The sequence below is a fragment of the Ensifer adhaerens genome (assembly GCF_013283195.1).
In the GTDB taxonomy this organism is placed as follows: Bacteria; Pseudomonadota; Alphaproteobacteria; order Rhizobiales; family Rhizobiaceae; genus Ensifer; species Ensifer adhaerens_G.
This window is the reverse complement of the sequence record NZ_JABEKT010000005.1, coordinates 400577-420054: the sequence shown is the minus strand read 5'-3', so window position 1 is coordinate 420054 and position 19478 is coordinate 400577. Positions and strand designations below refer to the sequence as shown.

Genomic DNA, 19478 nt, shown 5'->3' with positions numbered 1-19478 from the left:
TAAAGATAATTTCCTTATTGTAGCTTTCATTCATGGCTCGTCTCCAATCACCAGATGCAATGGTGTGTATAATAATTGGAGGTGTGTAATGCGTAAGGTCGGTCGCGGTGAGCTGTCGGTCGTCGGCAGACAGGATTTTCTCAAGAAAGTTGCAGGCATACCCAAACGAATACTGGTGACCGGAGGCGGCGGATTTCTCGGGTCACATCTTTGCGAAAGACTTCTTTCCCTGGGGCACAGCGTTGTCTGCCTCGACAATTTCTCGACCGGGCGTCGGGAGAACCTTTCCCACCTTAGCGAGATCAGCCGCTTCCACATTGTGGAACACGACGTTCGCAAGCCCTTCCTTTTCGATGTCGACGTCATCTTCAACTTCGCTTCGCCGGCGTCGCCGCCGGATTACCAGGCCGACCCTGTGGGAACGTTGATGACCAACGTGCTCGGCGCCATGAACGTTCTGGAGAACGCTCGGGCCACCGGCGCCACGGTCGTGCAGTCCTCCACCTCGGAGGTCTACGGTGATCCGCTGCACAGCCCGCAGCGCGAAAGCTACTTCGGCAACGTCAACCCCATCGGGCCGCGGGCCTGCTACGATGAGGGCAAGCGATCGGCAGAAACCTTGTTCTTCGACTATCACCGCACCTATGGGGTGAAGACGAAGGTTGCGCGGATCTTCAACACCTATGGGCCGCGCATGCGCCCCGACGACGGACGTGTGATCTCGAATTTCGTGGTCCAGGCGCTGCTCGGCAAGGATCTGACGATCTATGGCGACGGCCAGCAGACGCGCTCCTTCTGTTATGTCGACGATCTCATCGAGGGCTTCATCCGGTTGTCGATCTCGGACGACAAGTGCATCGGTCCGATCAACCTCGGAAACCCGGGCGAGTTCACGGTTCTCGAACTTGCCGAGATGGTCCTCTCGATGACCGGCTCGCGCTCGTCGATCGTCCATCGTGCAGCGGCCGTCGACGATCCGCGTCAGCGCCGACCGGATATTTCCCAGGCTATGGCAGAGCTCGGCTGGGAGCCGAAGGTCGCGCTCCGCGAAGGGCTTCACCGCGCCATTGCCTATTTTGATCGCCGCCTGGGCACATCGGATCTCGCCATGGCGGGAGAGGCGGTATGATATGTCGCGCGTCGTTCTTGTCACCGGCGGAGCCGGCTTCATAGGCAGCCATACTTGCAAGCGCCTCGCCGAGGCCGGCATCCTGCCCGTTGTCTTCGACAACCTGTCGACGGGGCATCGCACCAATGTCCGCTGGGGACCGTTGGTCGAGGGAGGGCTTGAAGACACGGGACGGATCGTCGAGGCGATCCAGACCTTCAGGCCCGAATGCCTGATCCATTTTGCCGCCTCCGCCTATGTCGGGGAATCAGTCGAGGATCCCGGAAAATACTATCGCAACAATGTCGCCGGCAGCGTTTCGTTGCTCGAGGCCTGCCGTCAGGCGGGGCTGAACCGCATCGTCTTTTCCAGCACATGCGCGACCTATGGCGTGCCGCCGCGTTTGCCGATCACCGAGGACACGGTCCAGCTGCCGGTCAATCCCTACGGCCGCACAAAACTGATGATCGAGCTGATGCTTGGCGATTATGCCCGGGCCTACGGGTTCCGATCCGTCGCCCTGCGTTATTTCAATGCTGCAGGCGCCGACCCTGATGGGCAGCTGACCGAGCGGCATGACCCGGAGACCCACCTGATCCCGCGGGCATTGATGGCCGCGGCCGGGCGTGTCGACAGGCTCGACGTCTTCGGCGATGACTATGCGACGCCGGACGGCACCTGCATCCGCGACTACATTCACGTCGTGGACCTAGCCGAGGCGCATGTTGCCGCTGTCGATTATCTGCGCAACGGCGGCGACCCGCTCAAGGCCAACCTCGGTTCGGGCCGCGGCACATCCGTCCGACAGGTCATCGACGCCATTCACCAGGTCACCCGCAGGCGGGTTCCGGTCCAGCTTCTGGCGCGTCGGGCCGGCGATCCGCCGGTGCTTTATGCCGACACGACCTGGGCACGCCAGACGCTCGGCTTCCGGCCGCAGCTGTCCGATATCGAAACCATCATCAAAACGGCCGCCCCCGGCTTCGGGCTGGAGGTGCGGTCATGACGAGCAGGTTCTCATCCGTCGAATTCGCCGGGACCGACGCGTCGGTAGCAGCGCCAGCAGGGGATGCGCCGGTGCCGCTCGTCGCGCTCTTTTCCAAACGCATGCGGATTGCGAACGCTTTCGGCATCGCAGCCTGGGGGGCGGCGTTCCTGTACTTCTGGGCCTGGTGGCTCGACCCCACCCATGTCACCCATTGGCCGTCCTACGTCATGATTACGATCGTGGTCGGCTGGATCACGTTGCTGCCCGCCTATTTCATCTTCATTTTCGCAGGCGCCAAGGTGGCGGGGAAGAGCGGCCGGGCCGTACCGCCTGGGCGTATCGCCATGGTGGTGACCAAGGCGCCGTCGGAGCCTTTCGCCGTTGTTCGAAAGACGCTGCTGGCGATGCTCGACCAGATCGGCTGCGACTACGACGTGTGGCTGGCGGACGAAGATCCGTCGCCCGAGACGGTCGAATGGTGTGCGCGGCAGGGTGTGTTCATTTCGACGCGCAAGGGTGTGGCAGACTATCATCGCGCCACCTGGCCGCGGCGCACCCGCTGCAAGGAGGGAAACCTCGCCTACTTCTATGACCATTACGGCTACGACCGCTACGATTTCGTCGCCCAGTTCGATGCCGATCACGTGCCCGAACCGACCTATCTCGTCGAGGTTCTGCGGCCGTTCAGCGATCCTGATGTCGGTTATGTCTCGGCGCCGAGCATCTGCGATGCCAATGCGAAGCGCAGCTGGTCGGCGCGCGGCCGCCTTCACGCCGAGGCGAGCCTGCACGGCTCGCTGCAAGCCGGCTACAACAACGGCTGGGCGCCGCTTTGCATCGGCTCGCATTACGCCGTGCGCACCAGGGCGCTGAGAGAGGTCGGCGGTCTGGGACCCGAGCTTGCCGAGGACCATTCGACCACGTTGTTGATGAATGCCGGCGGCTGGAAGGGCGTGCATGCGCTGCAGGCGATCGCCCATGGCGATGGGCCTGCAACCTTTGCGGATCTCGTCATCCAGGAATTCCAGTGGTCGCGCAGCCTGGTGACGATCCTGCTCAAGTATTCGCCGGTCTATGTGCCGCGATTGCCGATGCGGCTGAAATTCCAGTTCATCTTTTCGCAGCTCTGGTATCCGCTGTTTTCCCTGTTCATGGCGCTGATGTTCCTCATGCCGATCATCGCGCTGGTCATGGGCCGCAGCTTCGTCGCCGCCACCTATCCGGACTTCGTGCTGCATTTTGCGCCGCTGTCGCTGGTTCTGGTCGGGCTTGCCTATTTCTGGCGCTCCACGGGCACGTTCCGTCCTTTTGATGCGCGGGTGCTCAGCTGGGAAGGCATGCTGTTTCTCTTTGCCCGCTGGCCATGGTCGCTGCTTGGCTGTGTGGCGGCCGTGCGCGACCACATCAGCGGCTCGTTCGTCGACTTCCGTATCACGCCCAAGGGCACGGGGCCGGCAGCACCTTTGCCATTGCGCGTGATGATGCCCTACCTCCTGCTTTCGCTCGGCTCTGCCCTTGCGCTCTGGCTCGTCACCGATGCCGGGACGGCGCGTGGCTTCTACATCTTTACCGGCATCAATGCCTTTGTTTATGCGGGACTCGCCGCCACCATCCATATCCGGCATGCGCGTGAAAACCGGCTTGCGCTCGTTCCGCGCACAGCGATGACGGCACTGACCGGCGGCTGCCTCGTGATCATCTCGGTGCTGTCGGGGCAGTCGGCCATGCGCCACGGGGCGGAGGCGACAGAAGCCCTGTCACAGGGGCTCGGCTTCGTCGGGCTGACCGAAGCGAAGTTTTCGGTCGCCGGTGCCGGGCAGGGCGGGTCGGACCTCAGGGTCGTGCGGTTTCATTTGAAATGGAAAGGGTTTTCGCCAGCCGTAACAGACGCGCTGGGGAAAGGCTCCGGCGTGCCGGAGGTGACGGAGACGAGGGTTACCAGCAAGGTGGGGCGGCTTCAGGCATCGCTGTAAATTCAGCCTGCCTCAGCCCACCCCATCACACCGCAAACGGCCCTCAAGCGAGGAGAAAAAGTGATGAAACGGTCCATGAATGTATTGCTTCTGCCGCTTCTGCTGCCTCTCGCAGCCTTTGCGGCCTATACGGGCGCGCAGCCGGCCAGGGCGAAGATGGAGATCAAGCCGATCCCCTTGAGCGCCTACGAGGTCTATTCCCTCTACCGGAACAAGACCTGGCAATGGCCGACGGGTGGCGCTCGCTTTACCGCGCATGACAGGAAGCTCGTCGCCTTCGTCGATGACAAGGGCAAGCGCTCGTTTGCGGAAGGCAGCTGGTATGTCAGCGACCTCGGTATGATGTGCATGCAGGCAAGGTGGACGGCAGCCGATGGGTCCGGTCCTGCGCGCACCTGCTTCGGGCACAGCAAGATCGGCGACACGATCTACCAGCGGCGCGTGCCGAATGGCGATTGGTACGTCTTCAAGCATGCCAAGCCGAAGCCCGGCGACGAATACAGGAAGCTCGTCGCTTCCGACGCAATCACGGAAAAGGCGTTGCGCCTGAAGGACCAATTCCAGGTCAAGAAGAGCGGTCGCAACCCCACAGGAGGATGACATGAAACGCAAATTGGCATTCGCCCTCTGCACGGCGCTCGCCCTTCATCTGGGGTCCGGCGCAGGTCTCGTATCCGCGTTGGCACAGGAGAAGGCCGATCTTGCCGCCAATGGCAGTGCAGGTCAGACTCAGACAATGGCCGACAAGCGCCCCGTCATCCACCCCGGCGGAACGCGTTTCGGGGCCTATGATCCACACGGCGATTTCGGCGGCCAGACCGATGTTTCGACGGAGCATCTGTTCCTGCCGTGGGAAGACGTGGATCTGGAATCGCTGCGCATGGCCGACGCCTACGCGCTTCAGCGCAAGCGCAAACTCCTGGTCACCATCGAGCCCTGGTCCTGGTCGCTCGACTGGAAGCTGACACCCAATCAACTGCGCGACCGCACGCTCGCGGGCGAGTACGATGCCAACATGGAAGCGATCGCTGGCATGCTGGCAGAGTTGAAGAGCCCTGTTATCGTGCGCTGGGGGCAGGAAATGGAAGACACATCCGGACGGTTCTCCTGGGCCGGATGGGTGCCGCAGGACTACGTCAAGGCCTACCGCCACGCGATGGATATCGTGCGCAAGCGCGTCCCCAACGCGCAGCTGATGTGGTCGCCCAAGGGTCTGCCGAACCTTGGCGAATACTATCCAGGCGACGACTATGTCGATCTCGTCGGACTTTCGGTGTTCGGTCTCGAGCCGTACGACGCGATCGAGTACGGCGGGCCTCACACCTTCAAGCAGGCATTGAAGCCCGGCTACGATCTCGTCGCCAAATACAACAAGCCAATCTGGGTTGCCGAACTCGGATGGGAGGGTGGAAAACCCTATATGCAGCCGTGGATCGACGCGGCGACTCAGCCCGATCCGGCCTTCCCCAATCTGGTCGAGGTTGTCTATTTCAACGATCGGGACGTGCATGAATGGCCGCACGATCTCGGCCGGCCGAACTGGCGCGTGGTCAACGACGCAACCAACTGATTGCGGCGCGACAGTGCCTGAACCAAAAAAGCCCCTCGCCAGCGGGCGAGAGGCTTTTACGAGAGTGAGAAAAGCGCCACTGCAAGAGTACCGAGGCGCTGCTCTTTGTTACTCGGCCGCCTGCGGCCCAAGTTCGCCACGACGGATCTGGTCCGCTTCGATCGATTCGAACAGGGCGCGGAAATTGCCCTCGCCAAACCCTTCGTCACCCTTGCGCTGGATGAACTCGAAGAAGATCGGTCCGATGACCGTCTTTGAGAAGATCTGCAGCAGGATCTTGGTCATGCCACCGTTCACCACGCCTTCGCCGTCGATCAGGATGCCGTGCTTCTTCATCCGCTCGATCGGTTCGTCGTGGCCGTGCACACGCTCGTGTGACATGTCGTAGTAGGTTTCCGGCGGACCCGGCATGAACTTCAGGTCATTGGCCGCCAGCCTGTCGGTGGCGTCGTAGATGCCGTCAGTGCCAACGGCGATGTGCTGGATGCCTTCGCCCTTGTACTTGCGCAGATATTCCTCGATCTGGCTCGTATCATCCTTGGATTCGTTCAGCGGGATGCGGATCTTGCCGCAGGGCGAGGTGATCGCACGGCTGACGAGGCCGGTAATGCGGCCGTCGATGTCGAAGAAATGGATCTGGGTGAAGTTGAACAGCTCGCGGTAGAAGGCCCACCACTTGTCCATGTTGCCGCGATAGACGTTGTGCGTCAGGTGGTCGAGATAATAGAAGCCGACGCCCTCCGGCTTCGGGTTGCGATCTCCGGTCCATTCGAATTCGGCCTCATAGGCCGAGCCCTTGGCGCCGTATGTCTCGACGAAATAGAGCAGAGATCCGCCGATGCCGACGATCGCCGGAACGTCGAGACACTTGTCGGTGCCGGAGTAGGGGACGGCACCCTTGGAAACCGCGTGGTCGAAGGCGTGCTTGGCATCGACGACGCGCCAGGCCATCGACGGGGCGCAGGGGCCGTGCTCGTCGACGAAGCGCATGGCATGGGAGCCCGGTTCGGCGTTCAGGATGTAGTTGATGTCGCCCTGTCGCCAGACGGTGATGTTCTTGGTTCTATGCCTCGCGACAGGGCTGTAGCCCATGCGGGCGACGAGCTCGGCGAGCTTCTCCGGTTCCGGGTGGGCGAATTCGACGAATTCGAAGCCATCCGTGCCGGCCGGGTTTTCTGCCGTGATCGTTGCGGGCGGGGCGTCATGTGGGAACGGGCCCATCGGAAGTCTCCTCTTCAAGCTCTCCAGATCGCTCTGGCCTCCAAACTTCGCTGGAGTATGACGCAAATCCGATGCATGATGCTTGTATTCTTGCGTGTTTTGGGCAGGATGCCGCACGAAACGTGCAAAATGCTGTATAAGGATGCATGAATGGAGCAGCTTGACGGGTTCGATCTCAAGATCCTCAGCGAACTGCAGCGCGACGGGCATCTCACCAACAACGAGCTATCGGAGCGCATCGCCCTTTCGCCCTCGCAATGCTCGCGACGCCGCACTCGCCTGGAAGCCGAGGGGTTCATTACCGGCTACCAGGCGCAGATCGACCGGCAGAAGCTCGGGCTCGACCTCATGGTGGTGATTTCGGTAACGCTCGCCACCCACAACCGCGACAACGCCAAGCGCTTCGGCAAGCTGATCTCCAGCCTGCCGGAGGTCCTGGAGGCTTATGCACTGACCGGGGAGATGGACTATCACCTGCGGGTGGTGACACCCGACCTTGCCGGGCTCTCGCGCTTCGTCAACGATGTGCTTCTGCCGCATGACAGCGTGCAGCACGTCAAGACATCGATCGTGCTTGAAACCCTCAAGAGCTTCCAGGGTGTGCCGATTCCGGAACGCATGAAGGGCTGAGGTCGGTCTGGCATAAGGTTCATCGGCGGGAAGGGTGCTTTTCGACCTGGTCGATCGCCCGCTCGATCGCCTCAAGGCCGGTGCTGAGCGCCTTCAGGCCGCCGGCACCGATCAGGTCGTTGAGTTGCGCCTGATAGGCGCTCGCGAGATCTGTCAGTTCGCGATAGGCGGTCCGGCCGGCTTTGGTCAGTTCCAGATGTTCCAGCCGGCGGTCGTCCTGGTCCTCGCTGCGCTTCAGCCAGCGCCGCTCCTCCAGCGCCGAGACGGCGCGGCTGACCTTAGTCTTGTGCATGGCCGAATGGGCGCCAACATCCGTTGCCGTCATGGCGCTGCCGGCGCTTCCAAGCGCTGCCAGCGTGCGCCACTCCGGACGCGTCAGCTGGTAGCGCGCCTTGTATTCGGCCGCGAAGCGCACGGCGACGAACTCGGCGGCGCGGTTCAGTCTGTAGGGCAGGAACGCATTGAGCTCGAAGCCTTCGGCCGACATTCGTGGCATCCTTGATAGTTACAAAATCGATAGTTACGATTGCAACTAATAGGCCCGCAGCGCGCCACCGTCCACTCGGACTTCAGGTGACGCCCAAACGCATTGAACGTGCCTTCGCCTTCCGGGATCAGCTTTGATCGCCGGCGGGGCAGGCACCTGAGGAGGAGGTTCAGGCCATGTTGGACAAGGCACAAAAGCAAGCGGGCGTCGGTTCGGCTGCCGCTTACGCACTGGATTACATGCCGGGTTTCGGCAACGACTTCGAGACCGAGAGCTTGCCCGGCGCCTTGCCGCAGGGCCAGAACAGTCCGCAGAAATGCGCCTACGGCCTCTATGCCGAGCAGCTTTCCGGCTCGCCCTTTACCGCGCCGCGCGGCACCAACGAGCGCTCCTGGCTATACCGCATTCGCCCGAGCGTGCGCCACACCGGGCGCTTCCAGAAGATTGATTACCCGCACTGGAAGACCGCGCCGCATGTGGCCGACCATTCGCTGGCGCTCGGCCAGCTGCGCTGGGGGCCGTTGCCGGAGCCTTCGGAGAAACTCAACTTCCTCGAAGGCATCCGCACGATGACGACGGCCGGCGACGCGCTGACGCAGGGCGGCATGGCCGCCCACGCCTATGCCTTCAATGCCGACATGGTCGATGACTACTTCTTCAATGCCGATGGCGAGCTGTTGATCGTGCCGGAATGCGGCGCCATCCAGGTGTTCACCGAACTGGGCAAGATGGATGTCGAGCCCTCGGAAATCTGCCTGGTGCCGCGCGGCACGATGTTCAAGGTGACCCGCCTTGGCGAGGGAAAGGTCTGGCGCGGGTATCTCTGCGAAAACTACGGTGCCAAGTTCACGCTGCCGGACCGTGGTCCGATCGGCGCCAACTGCCTTGCCAATCCGCGCGACTTCAAGACGCCGGTTGCAGCTTACGAAGAAAAGGAAACGCCCTGTCGCGTGCATGTGAAGTGGTGCGGCCAATTCCACGTGACCGAGATCGGTCATTCGCCGCTCGACGTGATCGCCTGGCACGGCAATTACGCGCCCTACAAATACGATCTCAGAACCTTCTCGCCTGTTGGAGCGATCCTGTTCGACCACCCCGATCCGTCGATCTTCACGGTGCTGACAGCACCGTCGGGTGAAGAGGGCACGGCGAATATCGACTTCGTCATCTTCCCGCCACGCTGGCTTGTGGCCGAACATTCTTTCCGTCCGCCCTGGTACCACCGCAACATCATGAGCGAGTTCATGGGCCTGATCTATGGCCGCTACGATGCCAAGGAAGAAGGGTTCGTGCCCGGCGGCATGAGTTTGCACAACATGATGCTGGCGCATGGGCCGGATGCCACCGGCTTCGAGAAAGCGACAAACAGCGAGTTGAAACCGGTGAAGCTCGACCATACGATGGCCTTCATGTTCGAGACCCGCTTCCCGCAGCAGTTGACCCGCTTCGCCGCCGAACTGGAGACGTTGCAGGACAACTATATCGACTGCTGGACAGACCTCAAAAAGCGCTTCAACGGCACGCCGGAAGGCGATTGGTCTTGAGGGCACGGTTGGTTCTGCTCGGCAGCAAGGGTGGCCCGGCAATCCGTCCGGGCGGCCCTTGGCCGACCTCTTCGCTGCTTGAGATCGGCGGCCGCACGGTTGTCGTCGACTGCGGCCTTGGCGTCACCCGGGGCCTCACGGACGCCGGCGTCAACCTCAAGGCGCTTGAGCTGGTGTTCATCACCCATCTGCATTCCGACCACGTGCTCGAGCTCGGGCCGCTGATCCACACCGCCTGGACCGCCGGTCTTGCCACAGCCGTCAGCGTCTTCGGCCCGCCGGGAACGGCCGATTACTGGCACGGCTTTCTGCAGGCGATGAAATTCGACATCGATATCCGTATCATCGACGAGGGTCGGCCCGATCTGCGCCAACTTGTCGACATCGTCGAGTTTGGCGAAGGCGACGTTTTGGTCGAGGGCGGCTTGCGGGTTTCGGCGCTGCGCGTCGATCATCCGCCGGTCACCGATTGCTTCGCGCTGCGGTTCGACCATGCGGGGGCGAGCGTCGTCTTTTCCGCCGACACGGCCTATTTCCCGCCGCTTGCCGATTTTGCTGCAGGTGCCGACATTCTGGTGCACGAGGCGATGCTGGCGGAGGGCGTCGACCGGCTGGTGGCGCGCACCGGCAACGGTGCGCGGCTGAAGGAACACCTGCTCGCGAGCCACAGTTTTGCCGGGGAGGCCGGCATGATCGCCACGGCCGCCGGCGTGGGGCGACTGGTGCTGCACCATCTCATTCCGGCCGACGACCCTTTGATCGGCGAGGCGGATTGGGTCGCGGCCACGCGCAAAAGCTGGGCTGGTGCCTTGACGATCGCGTCTGACGGCCTTGTTGTGGAAGTTGCGGACGATTCGTCTGCGTAGAGGGAGGATTGCATGAAACTGGCGACACTCAAGGATGGCTCGCGTGATGGAAAACTCGCGGTCGTCTCCCGCGATCTCACCCGCTGCTCGGAAGTCGGGCACATCGCCCGCACGCTGCAGGCTGCACTCGACGATTGGGCCCACACCGGCCCGCGGCTCGAGCGCGTGGCCGAAGGCATCGAGACCGGCGCACAGCCAACGATCCGTTTCCACGAACACGATGCGCTTTCGCCGCTGCCGCGCGCCTACCAATGGGCCGATGGTTCGGCCTACGTCAACCACGTCGAACTGGTGCGAAAAGCCCGCAATGCCGAGATGCCGGCGAGCTTCTGGACCGATCCGCTGATCTACCAGGGCGGCTCCGACAGCTTCATCGCACCGCGCGATCCCATCCTGATGGCGGACGAAAGCTGGGGCGTCGACATGGAGGGCGAGATTGCCGTCGTCGTCGACGATGTTCCGATGGGCGCCTCGCTGGAGGAGGCACGCGCCGCGATCCGCCTGGTCATGCTCGTCAACGACGTGTCGCTGCGTGGCCTGATCCCCGCCGAACTCGCCAAGGGGTTTGGTTTCTACCAGTCGAAGCCGTCGTCGGCCTTCTCGCCGGTCGCAGTCACGCCGGACGAATTGGGCGATGCCTGGGACGGTGGCAAGCTGCACCTCCCGCTTCATGTCGACCTCAACGGCAAGCCGTTCGGTCGCGCCGATGCTGGCGCCGACATGACCTTCGATTTCGGTCAGCTGATTGCGCATGCCGCGAAGACGAGGCCGCTTGCTTCAGGCACGATCATCGGTTCGGGCACTGTTTCCAACAAGCTCAATGGCGGTCCCGGAAAGCCGGTTTCCGAAGGCGGAGCCGGCTATTCCTGCATTGCCGAGCTGCGCATGATCGAGACGATCGTCGGCGGTGCGCCGAAGACGCATTTCCTGCGGTTCGGCGACACCGTGCGCATCGAGATGAAGGACAAGGCCGGCCACTCGATCTTCGGGGCGATCGAACAGTCAGTCGGGCCTTACGAAAAGGCCTGATCGTGGGCAGCGCACGCGACGAGGGTGGCAGCATCGCCGAAACCGTTCTCTATGACTATTGGCGGTCGTCGGCCAGCTACCGCGTCCGCATTGCGTTGAATAGCCTCGAACAGGCCTATCGTTCGGTGCCGGTGGACCTGCTTGCCAGGGCCCATCGCCAATCCGATCATCTCGACCGCAATCCGCAGGGGCTGCTGCCCGTGCTCGACATCGATGGCGAGCGGTTGGCGCAATCGCTCGCCATCATCGAATACCTGGCGGAAACGCGGGAAAAGACCGGCTTCCTGCCCGATGACGCCGCCGGGCGGCAGCGCGTGCGTGCGCTGTCCTATGCGATTGCCATGGACATTCACCCGGTCTGCAATCTCGGCGTCGTGTCCTACGTCATGGCCAATGCTGCGGATGGCGAGGCGGCGCGCCGCGACTGGATGCGCAAGTTCATCGGCGAGGGGCTCACTGCGTTCGAGCGCTTGCTCGACCACCCTGCTACGGGCAGCTTCTGCCATGGCGATACGCCCGGCATGGCGGATTTCTGTCTGGTGCCGCAGGTCTACAACGCCCGCCGCTGGGAGGTCGATCTCTCGGCCTGTCCGAAACTTGTCGCGATTGACCAGCGCTGCGCCGAGATCGACGCCTTTGCCCGCGCCCATCCCGACCGCACCCCGCGTTAGGCTTCTGAGCCCGCGTTGCCAAGCCGCTCCGTCGCCGTCTGGCCGGTTCCGTCCAGCCGATGTCGCGAATGGATCGACAGCCGGTCGAAGGCCGCGCTAGTTTTCGCGGTGACTGGCCGTATAAGGGGGGCCGGAAAAACCTCTGGAGCGAGAGACAGATACCGATGAAAAGCTATGTGCTGACCGTCACCTGCAAGTCCACCCGCGGCATTGTTGCTGCCATTACCGGTTATCTCGCGGAAAAAGGCTGTTACATCACCGACAGTTCGCAGTTCGACGACCTGCAGACCGGCCTGTTCTTCATGCGGCTGACCTTCATCAGCCAGGAAGGCGCAAAGATCGAGGAATTGCGGGAAGGCTTTGCGCCCGTCGTCAAGCGCTTCGACATGACCTGCGAAATCCGCGACAGCGAAGAGCGCATGAAGGTGGTGCTGATGGTGTCGCGTTTCGGCCATTGCCTCAACGACCTGCTTTATCGCTGGAAGATCGGCGCCCTGCCGATCGATATCGTCGCTGTGATCTCCAACCACTTCGATTACCAGAAGGTGGTGGTCAACCACGACATCCCCTTCCATCACATCAAGGTGACGAAGGAGAACAAGCCGCAGGCCGAAGCCCGCATGCTGGAGATCGTCGAGCAGACCGATGCCGATCTCGTCGTGCTTGCCCGCTACATGCAGGTCCTCTCCGACCAGCTCTGCAAGAAGATGTCGGGCCGGATCATCAACATCCACCACTCCTTCCTGCCGTCGTTCAAGGGCGCCAACCCCTACAAGCAGGCCTATGAGCGCGGCGTGAAGCTGATCGGCGCGACGGCGCACTATGTCACCGAGGATCTCGACGAGGGTCCGATCATCGAGCAGGACATCGCCCGCATCACCCACGCCCAGAGCGCCGAGGATTACGTTTCGATCGGCCGCGACGTGGAAAGCCAAGTGCTGGCGCGCGCCGTTCACGCCCATATCCACCACCGTTGCTTCATCAACGGCAACCGCGTCGTCGTCTTCCCGGCAAGCCCGGGCTCCTACGCCTCTGAGCGCATGGGTTAAGCAGCGGTGTGATTGGGTCTCTCGCCGCCAAGCGGGGAGAGACCTAAGGGGCAATTGCCACCTGAAAACGAGAGGCGCCACCGGTTCGACCGGTGGCACTCTTTTGTCAGTGCAACAGCTCCAGCCCGACCGCCGTCGCCTCGCCGCCGCCGATGCAGAGCGAGGCGATGCCGCGCTTGACGTTCTTGGCGCGCATGGCGTGCAGGAGCGTCACGATGATGCGGGCGCCGGATGCGCCGATCGGGTGGCCGAGTGCGCAGGCGCCGCCGTTAATGTTGACGATATCGTCGGACAGACCGAGGTCGCGGATTGCGGCCATCGCGACCACGGCGAAGGCCTCGTTGATTTCGTAAAGGCCGACGCTGCCCTTCTCCCAGGCAAGTTTGGCCATCAGCTTGTCGATCGCGCCGATCGGTGCCGTGGTAAACCAGGCCGGTTCCTGCGCATGGGCGGCATGGCCAGCGACGACGGCAAGCGGCGTCAGCCCGCGCTTTTCCGCCTCGCTCGCACGCATCAAAATCAGCGCCGCTGCACCGTCTGATATCGACGACGAATTGGCAGCGGTCACGCTGCCACCATCACGAAAGGCGGCTTTCAGCTTCGGGATCTTTGCCGGATCCGATTTGGTCGGCTGCTCGTCGCGATCAAGGTTGGCGGTCTGCCGCCTGCCGGCGCCGCTGACGGCCACCGTTTCCTCGGCAAAGGAACCATCTTCGGCTGCCCGATTAGCGCGCTCCAGCGAGCGCAGCGCAAACGCGTCCTGATCGTTGCGCGAGAACTGGTAGTGTTCGGCCGTGTCTTCGGCATAGGTGCCCATCAGCCGGCCGGAATAGGCGTCCTCGAGGCCGTCGAGGAACATGTGATCCTTGACCTCGCCATGCCCCAGGCGGAAGCCGCCACGCGCTTTCGGCAACAGATAGGGGGCGTTGGTCATCGACTCCATGCCGCCGACGGCAAGCACCGACGCGCTGCCCGAAAGGAGCGCGTCGTGGCCGAGCATCAGGGCCTTCATGCCGGAGCCGCAGACCTTGGAGATGGTCGTCGATGGCGTTTCCTTGCCAAGGCCGGCGCCGAGAGCAGCCTGGCGCGCTGGGTTCTGGCCGATGCCGGCCGGCAACACATTGCCCATCAGCACTTCGTCGACAGCGTCAAGGCCGGCGCGGTCGAGTGCTGCCTTCAGCGCTATGGCGCCGATTTCCGGTGCGGTCAGATCCTTCAGGCTGCCCTGAAAGGCGCCCATCGGGGTGCGCGCGGCCGAAACGATGACGATCGGATCAGTTCTGCTCATGTCTTTCTCCCATACGGCAAGAGGCAACGGTTGACGCTGGCGGGCGCCATTTCACCGGTGCGCCGCTCAGATATGCAGTGCATGCCCCAGCGCCTTGAGCGCTGCTTCCTGGAACGCTTCCGACTGGGTCGGATGGGCGTGGATCGTGCCGGCGATGTCTTCCAGCCGCGCCCCCATCTCGATCGCAAGCCCGAAGCTTGCCGAAAGCTCCGACACCCCGTGGCCGACGGCCTGGATGCCGAGGACCAGGTGATTGTCGGCGCGGGCGACGACGCGCACGAAACCGTCTTCCGACAACGTCGTCATGGCGCGGCCGTTCGCCTGGAAGGGGAACTGGCCGATCTTGATCTCGATGCCTGTGGCGCGGGCTTCGTCGGGCGAAAGGCCTGCCGTCACGATCTCCGGGTCGGTGAAGCAGACGGCAGGAATGCAGCGCTTGTCCCAGGCGCGCTTGTTGCCGGCGACGATCTCGGCGACCATTTCCCCTTGCGCCATGGCGCGGTGCGCCAGCATAGGTTCGCCGGTGACGTCGCCGATCGCATAGATGCCGCGCATCGAGGTGCGGCACTGGTCGTCGATGCGGATGAATTTTCCGGCGCGATCGAGATCGATCTCCTCGAGCCCGAAACCGTCGGTCACCGGTCGGCGGCCGACCGTCACCAGCACCTTTTCGGCCGGCACCTCGATCGGCCGGCCATTGTGTTCGGCGAGCAGGGTCTTGCCGTCGGCGGAGAGCCCCCTGGCGACCGTCTGGGTGAACACCTCGACGCCGAGCTCGCCAAGGCGCTTGGCGATCGGCTTCGACAGGTCGGCGTCATATTGCGGCAGGATGCGCGTCTGCGCCTCAAGCACGGTGACATGGGCGCCGAGTTTGGCAAAGGCGGTGCCGAGCTCCAGCCCGATGTAGCCGCCGCCGATGACGGCGACGCTGGCCGGCACGCTTTTAAGCGACAGCGCCTCGGTCGACGAAATGATCGGGCCACCGAAGGGCATGTCGGCTAGTTCGATCGGTGCCGAGCCGGTGGCAATCACGATCGCTTCGGCGCGAATGCGCTGCAGGCCGGTTTCGGTCTCGACGTCGACCGTCTTGCCGTCGACGAAACGGGCAACGCCGATGACGGCCTTGACGCCGGCTTTCTTCAAAAGGCCGGTGACGCCGCCGTTCAGGCGTCCGACGATGCCATCCTTCCAGGCGACGGTGCGGGCGAGATCGATTGTCGGGTTGGCGAGCGACAGGCCGAGCGGGCTGCGGCCCGACGCAGCCGAGCGCAGCTTATGAAATTCGTCGGCGGCGTGGATCAGCGCCTTGGAAGGGATGCAGCCGACATTGAGGCAGGTGCCGCCGGCTTTCGCCTTCTCGACGATGACGGTGTCGACGCCGAGCTGGCCGGCGCGGATGGCGCAGATATAGCCGCCGGGGCCAGCGCCGATGACGAGCAGCTTGCAGGAGATTTCCTTCATGTTCGCCTCAAGCCTCCACGAAAATGAGCGCAGGCGTTTCGAGCAGCGTCTTCAGCCGCTGCACGAAGGTCGCCGCATCCCAGCCGTCGATGACACGATGATCGAAGCTCGACGACAGGTTCATGATCTTGCGCGGCACGAACTGCGTGCCGTCCCAGACCGGGCGGACCGCCAGCTTGTTGACGCCGACGATCGCCACTTCGGGGTGGTTGATGACCGGGGTCGAGACGATGCCGCCGAGCGCGCCGAGCGAGGAGATGGTGATGGTCGAGCCGGTGAGCTCATCGCGCGTCGCCGTCCCGGTGCGGGCCGCTTCCGCCAGCCGGTTGAGCTCGATGGCGCAGTCCCAGATGCCGCGCGCTTCGGCATGGCGCACGACCGGCACGGTCAGGCCTGCCGGCGTCTGCGTGGCGATGCCGATATGCACGGCATGGTGACGGCTGATGATGCCGGCGCCGTCGTCGAAGGTGGAGTTGACACCGGGCAGATCGGCGATCGCCCGGACCAGCGCGCGCATCAGATAGGGCAGGATCGTCAACTTCGGCTGATCCGGCTTGCGATCGCGGTTCATCATCGTGCGCAGGTCTTCGAGCGCCGTCATGTCGACCTCCTCCACATAGGTGATGTGGGGGATGCGCGAGGTCGACAGCGTCATCTTCTCGGCGATGCGGCGGCGAAGGCCGGTGACCTTGATCTCGTCGACGGCAGTCTTGCGCACGAGCCCGGCAGGCACTGCAGCCGGTTGCGCGCCGCGGGCAAGAAACTGGTCGAGATCGTCGTGAGTGATGCGGCCGGCAGGGCCGCTGCCGCTGACCTGGCGCAGGTCGACGCCGCTGTCTCGGGCGCGTTGCCGCACGGCCGGTGAGGCCAGTGCCTTTTCCAGACGTTCAGGGGAGACGTGCACGCCATTGGCGGCGGACGCCGGCGTCTTCACCTCCACTTTTGCAGGCTGCGCCGGTTTTGCGACCGGAGCTGCGGTCTCGGATTTCGCTGCCGGTTTCTCTTCTTCCTTGGCGACGGGCTTTTCATCCAGCGCAGGCGTTGCTTCACCTTCGCCCGCGATTTCGATGCGCACCAGCGGCGCCTTGACCGCGACCGTGTCGCCGATCTCGGCGCCGAGCCAGAGCACCGTGCCGTTGACCGGCGAGGGAATTTCGACCGTCGCCTTGTCGGTCATCACGGCAGCGAGGATCATGTCCTCGCGCACGGGATCGCCTGGTTTCACATGCCATTCGACCAGCTCGGCCTCGGCCACGCCTTCGCCGACATCCGGCATCTTGATTACGAATTCGCCCATGCTCAGGCCTCCATCACTTCGACGAGCGCGCGTCCGACGCGCGCCGGGCCGGGGAAATAGTCCCACTCCTGGGCATGCGGGTAGGGTGTGTCCCAGCCGGCGACGCGCACGACCGGGGCTTCGAGATGATAGAAGCAGTGCTCCTGGACAAGCGAGGCGATTTCGCCGCCGAAGCCCGAGGTCAGCGTTGCCTCATGCACGACGACGCAGCGCCCGGTCTTTTCGACCGATTGCACAATGGCGTCGAGATCGAGCGGCAGCAGGCTGCGAAGGTCGATGACCTCGGCGTCGATGCCAGTCTCTTCGGCGGCGGCCAGCGCCACATGCACCATGGTGCCATAGGCAATCACAGTGACGGCCGAGCCCTTGCGGCGTACTTCCGCCTTGCCGATCGGGATGGTGTAGTGGCCTTCCGGCACTTCGCCGAGATCGTGCTTCGACCAGGGAATGACAGGGCGGTCGTGGTGCCCGTCGAACGGGCCGTTATAGAGCCGCTTCGGCTCCAGGAACATCACCGGATCCGGGTCTTCTATCGAGGCGATCAGCAGGCCCTTGGCGTCATACGGGTTGGACGGCACGACGACCTTGAGGCCGCAGACATGGGTGAACAGCGCTTCCGGGCTCTGGCTGTGCGTCTGCCCGCCGAAGATGCCGCCGCCGGTCGGCATGCGTAGCACGATCGGACAGGTGAAGTCGCCGTTGGAGCGATAGCGGATGCGCGCCGCTTCCTGGGTGATCTGGTCATAAGCCGGGTACATGTAGTCGGCGAACTGGATCTCGACGCAGGGCTTCAGCCCGTAGGCCGCCATGCCGATCGCCGTGCCGACGATGCCGCTCTCGCTGATCGGTGCGTCGAAGCAACGGGTCTTGCCGTATTTCGCCTGAAGCCCCTGCGTGCAGCGGAAGACGCCGCCGAAATAGCCGACATCCTCGCCGAAGACGACGACATTGTCGTCGCGCCCCATGGAGACATCCATGGCGCTGCGCACGGCCTCGATCATTGTCATTCTGGCCATATCAGTATCCTGCCTTCTGGCGCTGGCGGCGAATATGCGGCGGCATCTCGGCATAGACGCCTTCGAAGATGTCGCGCACCGAGGGCCTGCCGCCGGCATGCAAGGTGCCGTGGCCCTCGGCCTGCTTCTGCGCCTGGATCACCGCGTCGACAATCTCGGCTTCCGCCTGGGTGTGGCGTTCTTCCGACCAGGCGCCGCGCAGGATCAGGTGCTTCTTCAGCCGGAGGACGGGGTCGCCGAGTGGCCAGGCTTCCGATTCCGTCTTCGGCCGATAGGCGCTCGGATCGTCGGAGGTGGAGTGCGCGCCGACGCGGTAGGTGACGTATTCGATCACCGTCGGGCCGAGATTGCGTCGGGCGCGTTCTGCTGCCCATTTGGCGACCGCATAGACGGCGAGATAGTCGTTGCCGTCGACGCGCAGCGCCGGAATGCCGAAACCAAGGCCGCGGGCGGCAAAGGTGCCGGAGCCGCCGCGGGCGATGCCCTGGAAGGTCGAGATCGCCCATTGGTTGTTGACGATGTTGAGAATGACTGGCGCCTTGTAGGTGGAGGCAAAGACGAGGGCGGAATGGAAGTCCGATTCCGCCGTCGAGCCATCGCCGATCCAGGCGGCCGCGATCTTCGTGTCATTCTTGATGGCTGAAGCCATCGCCCAACCGACCGCCTGCACATATTGGGTGGCGAGGTTGCCGGAGATGGTGAAGAAGCCATGCTCCTTGGAGGAATACATGATCGGCAGTTGCCGGCCGCGCAACGGGTCGCTCTCGTTCGAGAAGATCTGGTTCATCATCTCGACCATGGGGTATTCGTCGGCGATCAGCAGACCCGCCTGACGATAGGTCGGGAAATTCATGTCGCCCTTGTTCAGCGCCTTGCGGAAGGCGCAGCTGACCGCTTCTTCGCCCAGATGCTGCATGTAGAACGACGTCTTGCCCTGGCGTTGCGCCATGACCATGCGCGCATCGAAGGCGCGCAGCGTCATCATGTGCTTGAGGCCGGCAAGCAGCTCGTCGTCGGACAACAGCCCGGCCCACGGGCCGACGGCTTCACCATCGCGGTTCAGGACGCGGATGATCGAATAGGCGAGGTCGCGGATCTCCTCCGGCGCGACGTCGATCTCGGGCCTCGGCACAGAGCCGGCCTTCGGGATCTTGACGTTGGAGAAGTCCGGCTGGCCGCCCGGGCGGACCGCCGGTTCGGGCACATGCAGGCTAAGTCGATCGGGATCGCTCATGCGGTTTCCGGCCTCCCTCCGGCGTGCGCGACGCGCACCTTACAAG

At 63.4% G+C, this 19478-nt stretch carries 18 protein-coding genes; 11 read left to right on the top strand and 7 right to left on the bottom strand.

All coding sequences use genetic code 11. From position 1 onward, the window contains the following. Window positions 1–88 precede the first annotated feature (88 nt). From LPJGGPFB_RS31220 to LPJGGPFB_RS31200, 5 genes are all read left to right on the top strand, one after another. Window positions 89–1129 carry a UDP-glucuronic acid decarboxylase family protein gene (locus tag LPJGGPFB_RS31220; RefSeq protein ID WP_173423779.1) on the top strand — a complete coding sequence of 347 codons (1041 nt, stop codon included), beginning with the start codon at window positions 89–91 and terminating at the stop codon, window positions 1127–1129. A 1-nt stretch (window position 1130) separates the two neighbouring features. Then, the gene (galE, locus tag LPJGGPFB_RS31215) at window positions 1131–2114 is read left to right on the top strand and encodes a UDP-glucose 4-epimerase GalE (RefSeq protein WP_173423778.1); all 984 of its coding nucleotides are present in this window, start codon (window positions 1131–1133) and stop codon (window positions 2112–2114) included. Beyond that, a complete protein-coding gene (locus LPJGGPFB_RS31210) occupies window positions 2111–4069 on the top strand; it encodes a glycosyltransferase family 2 protein (RefSeq protein WP_234903157.1) in 1959 nt (652 codons plus the stop codon). The genes galE and LPJGGPFB_RS31210 overlap by 4 nt, the downstream gene beginning before the upstream one ends. Before the next feature lie 75 nt (window positions 4070–4144). Next, complete coding sequence (locus tag LPJGGPFB_RS31205; RefSeq protein WP_234903156.1) at window positions 4145–4669, top strand: DUF995 domain-containing protein; 525 nt, start codon at window positions 4145–4147, stop codon at window positions 4667–4669. A 1-nt stretch (window position 4670) separates the two neighbouring features. Further along, entirely contained in the window at window positions 4671–5639 is a 969-nt protein-coding gene (locus LPJGGPFB_RS31200; RefSeq protein ID WP_173423776.1) for a glycoside hydrolase family 26 protein, read from the top strand. 108 nt (window positions 5640–5747) lie between these two features. On the opposite strand, the gene hppD is transcribed toward LPJGGPFB_RS31200, so the two are convergent. Next, complete coding sequence (gene hppD, locus LPJGGPFB_RS31195; protein WP_173423775.1) at window positions 5748–6860, bottom strand: 4-hydroxyphenylpyruvate dioxygenase; 1113 nt, start codon at window positions 6858–6860, stop codon at window positions 5748–5750. 150 nt (window positions 6861–7010) lie between these two features. Here hppD and LPJGGPFB_RS31190 point away from each other — a divergent pair, with 150 nt between their 5' ends. Beyond that, on the top strand, window positions 7011–7490 hold the full coding sequence (locus LPJGGPFB_RS31190) for an Lrp/AsnC family transcriptional regulator (protein WP_173423774.1): 480 nt from the start codon (window positions 7011–7013) through the stop codon (window positions 7488–7490). Between the two features lie 19 nt (window positions 7491–7509). On the opposite strand, the gene LPJGGPFB_RS31185 is transcribed toward LPJGGPFB_RS31190, so the two are convergent. Next, window positions 7510–7977: a MarR family winged helix-turn-helix transcriptional regulator gene (locus LPJGGPFB_RS31185; protein WP_173423773.1), complete on the bottom strand. Its 468-nt coding sequence runs from the start codon at window positions 7975–7977 to the stop codon at window positions 7510–7512. A 176-nt stretch (window positions 7978–8153) separates the two neighbouring features. On the opposite strand from LPJGGPFB_RS31185, the gene hmgA reads away from it, so the two are divergent. The 5 genes from hmgA (at window position 8154) to purU (ending at window position 13136) form a co-directional block, all read left to right on the top strand. Continuing rightward, window positions 8154–9521 carry a homogentisate 1,2-dioxygenase gene (hmgA, locus tag LPJGGPFB_RS31180; protein ID WP_173423772.1) on the top strand — a complete coding sequence of 456 codons (1368 nt, stop codon included), beginning with the start codon at window positions 8154–8156 and terminating at the stop codon, window positions 9519–9521. Then, on the top strand, window positions 9518–10387 hold the full coding sequence (locus LPJGGPFB_RS31175; protein WP_173423771.1) for an MBL fold metallo-hydrolase: 870 nt from the start codon (window positions 9518–9520) through the stop codon (window positions 10385–10387). The genes hmgA and LPJGGPFB_RS31175 overlap by 4 nt, the downstream gene beginning before the upstream one ends. A gap of 12 nt (window positions 10388–10399) precedes the next feature. After that, window positions 10400–11416 carry a fumarylacetoacetate hydrolase family protein gene (locus LPJGGPFB_RS31170; RefSeq protein ID WP_173423770.1) on the top strand — a complete coding sequence of 339 codons (1017 nt, stop codon included), beginning with the start codon at window positions 10400–10402 and terminating at the stop codon, window positions 11414–11416. 2 nt (window positions 11417–11418) lie between these two features. Beyond that, a complete protein-coding gene (gene maiA, locus LPJGGPFB_RS31165) occupies window positions 11419–12087 on the top strand; it encodes a maleylacetoacetate isomerase (protein WP_427858753.1) in 669 nt (222 codons plus the stop codon). 164 nt (window positions 12088–12251) lie between these two features. Beyond that, the gene (purU, locus tag LPJGGPFB_RS31160; RefSeq protein WP_173423769.1) at window positions 12252–13136 is read left to right on the top strand and encodes a formyltetrahydrofolate deformylase; all 885 of its coding nucleotides are present in this window, start codon (window positions 12252–12254) and stop codon (window positions 13134–13136) included. 106 nt (window positions 13137–13242) lie between these two features. Here the strand turns inward: purU and LPJGGPFB_RS31155 are convergent, their stop codons facing one another. From LPJGGPFB_RS31155 to LPJGGPFB_RS31135, 5 genes are all read right to left on the bottom strand, one after another. Beyond that, on the bottom strand, window positions 13243–14424 hold the full coding sequence (locus tag LPJGGPFB_RS31155; protein WP_173423768.1) for an acetyl-CoA C-acyltransferase: 1182 nt from the start codon (window positions 14422–14424) through the stop codon (window positions 13243–13245). 66 nt (window positions 14425–14490) lie between these two features. Beyond that, on the bottom strand, window positions 14491–15885 hold the full coding sequence (gene lpdA / locus LPJGGPFB_RS31150; RefSeq protein ID WP_173423767.1) for a dihydrolipoyl dehydrogenase: 1395 nt from the start codon (window positions 15883–15885) through the stop codon (window positions 14491–14493). 7 nt (window positions 15886–15892) lie between these two features. Further along, entirely contained in the window at window positions 15893–17182 is a 1290-nt protein-coding gene (locus LPJGGPFB_RS31145; RefSeq protein ID WP_173423766.1) for a dihydrolipoamide acetyltransferase family protein, read from the bottom strand. A gap of 2 nt (window positions 17183–17184) precedes the next feature. Then, on the bottom strand, window positions 17185–18198 hold the full coding sequence (locus LPJGGPFB_RS31140; protein ID WP_173423765.1) for an alpha-ketoacid dehydrogenase subunit beta: 1014 nt from the start codon (window positions 18196–18198) through the stop codon (window positions 17185–17187). Window position 18199: 1 nt separating this feature from the next. After that, entirely contained in the window at window positions 18200–19432 is a 1233-nt protein-coding gene (locus tag LPJGGPFB_RS31135) for a 3-methyl-2-oxobutanoate dehydrogenase (2-methylpropanoyl-transferring) subunit alpha (protein ID WP_173423764.1), read from the bottom strand. Window positions 19433–19478: the final 46 nt, after the last annotated feature.

What these genes read in the sequence shown, in the direction of transcription:
- LPJGGPFB_RS31200 (WP_173423776.1), top strand. Translation starts at nt 4,671, where the DNA reads ATGAAACGCAAATTGGCATTCGCCCTCTGCACGGCGCTCGCCCTTCAT.
- LPJGGPFB_RS31210 (WP_234903157.1), top strand. Translation starts at nt 2,111, where the DNA reads ATGACGAGCAGGTTCTCATCCGTCGAATTCGCCGGGACCGACGCGTCG.
- LPJGGPFB_RS31185 (WP_173423773.1), bottom strand. Translation starts at nt 7,977, where the DNA reads ATGTCGGCCGAAGGCTTCGAGCTCAATGCGTTCCTGCCCTACAGACTG.
- LPJGGPFB_RS31135 (WP_173423764.1), bottom strand. Translation starts at nt 19,432, where the DNA reads ATGAGCGATCCCGATCGACTTAGCCTGCATGTGCCCGAACCGGCGGTC.
- galE (WP_173423778.1), top strand. Translation starts at nt 1,131, where the DNA reads ATGTCGCGCGTCGTTCTTGTCACCGGCGGAGCCGGCTTCATAGGCAGC.
- hppD (WP_173423775.1), bottom strand. Translation starts at nt 6,860, where the DNA reads ATGGGCCCGTTCCCACATGACGCCCCGCCCGCAACGATCACGGCAGAA.
- LPJGGPFB_RS31220 (WP_173423779.1), top strand. Translation starts at nt 89, where the DNA reads ATGCGTAAGGTCGGTCGCGGTGAGCTGTCGGTCGTCGGCAGACAGGAT.
- purU (WP_173423769.1), top strand. Translation starts at nt 12,252, where the DNA reads ATGAAAAGCTATGTGCTGACCGTCACCTGCAAGTCCACCCGCGGCATT.
- LPJGGPFB_RS31155 (WP_173423768.1), bottom strand. Translation starts at nt 14,424, where the DNA reads ATGAGCAGAACTGATCCGATCGTCATCGTTTCGGCCGCGCGCACCCCG.
- lpdA (WP_173423767.1), bottom strand. Translation starts at nt 15,885, where the DNA reads ATGAAGGAAATCTCCTGCAAGCTGCTCGTCATCGGCGCTGGCCCCGGC.
- LPJGGPFB_RS31205 (WP_234903156.1), top strand. Translation starts at nt 4,145, where the DNA reads ATGAATGTATTGCTTCTGCCGCTTCTGCTGCCTCTCGCAGCCTTTGCG.
- LPJGGPFB_RS31140 (WP_173423765.1), bottom strand. Translation starts at nt 18,198, where the DNA reads ATGGCCAGAATGACAATGATCGAGGCCGTGCGCAGCGCCATGGATGTC.
- LPJGGPFB_RS31145 (WP_173423766.1), bottom strand. Translation starts at nt 17,182, where the DNA reads ATGGGCGAATTCGTAATCAAGATGCCGGATGTCGGCGAAGGCGTGGCC.
- LPJGGPFB_RS31190 (WP_173423774.1), top strand. Translation starts at nt 7,011, where the DNA reads ATGGAGCAGCTTGACGGGTTCGATCTCAAGATCCTCAGCGAACTGCAG.
- hmgA (WP_173423772.1), top strand. Translation starts at nt 8,154, where the DNA reads ATGTTGGACAAGGCACAAAAGCAAGCGGGCGTCGGTTCGGCTGCCGCT.
- LPJGGPFB_RS31170 (WP_173423770.1), top strand. Translation starts at nt 10,400, where the DNA reads ATGAAACTGGCGACACTCAAGGATGGCTCGCGTGATGGAAAACTCGCG.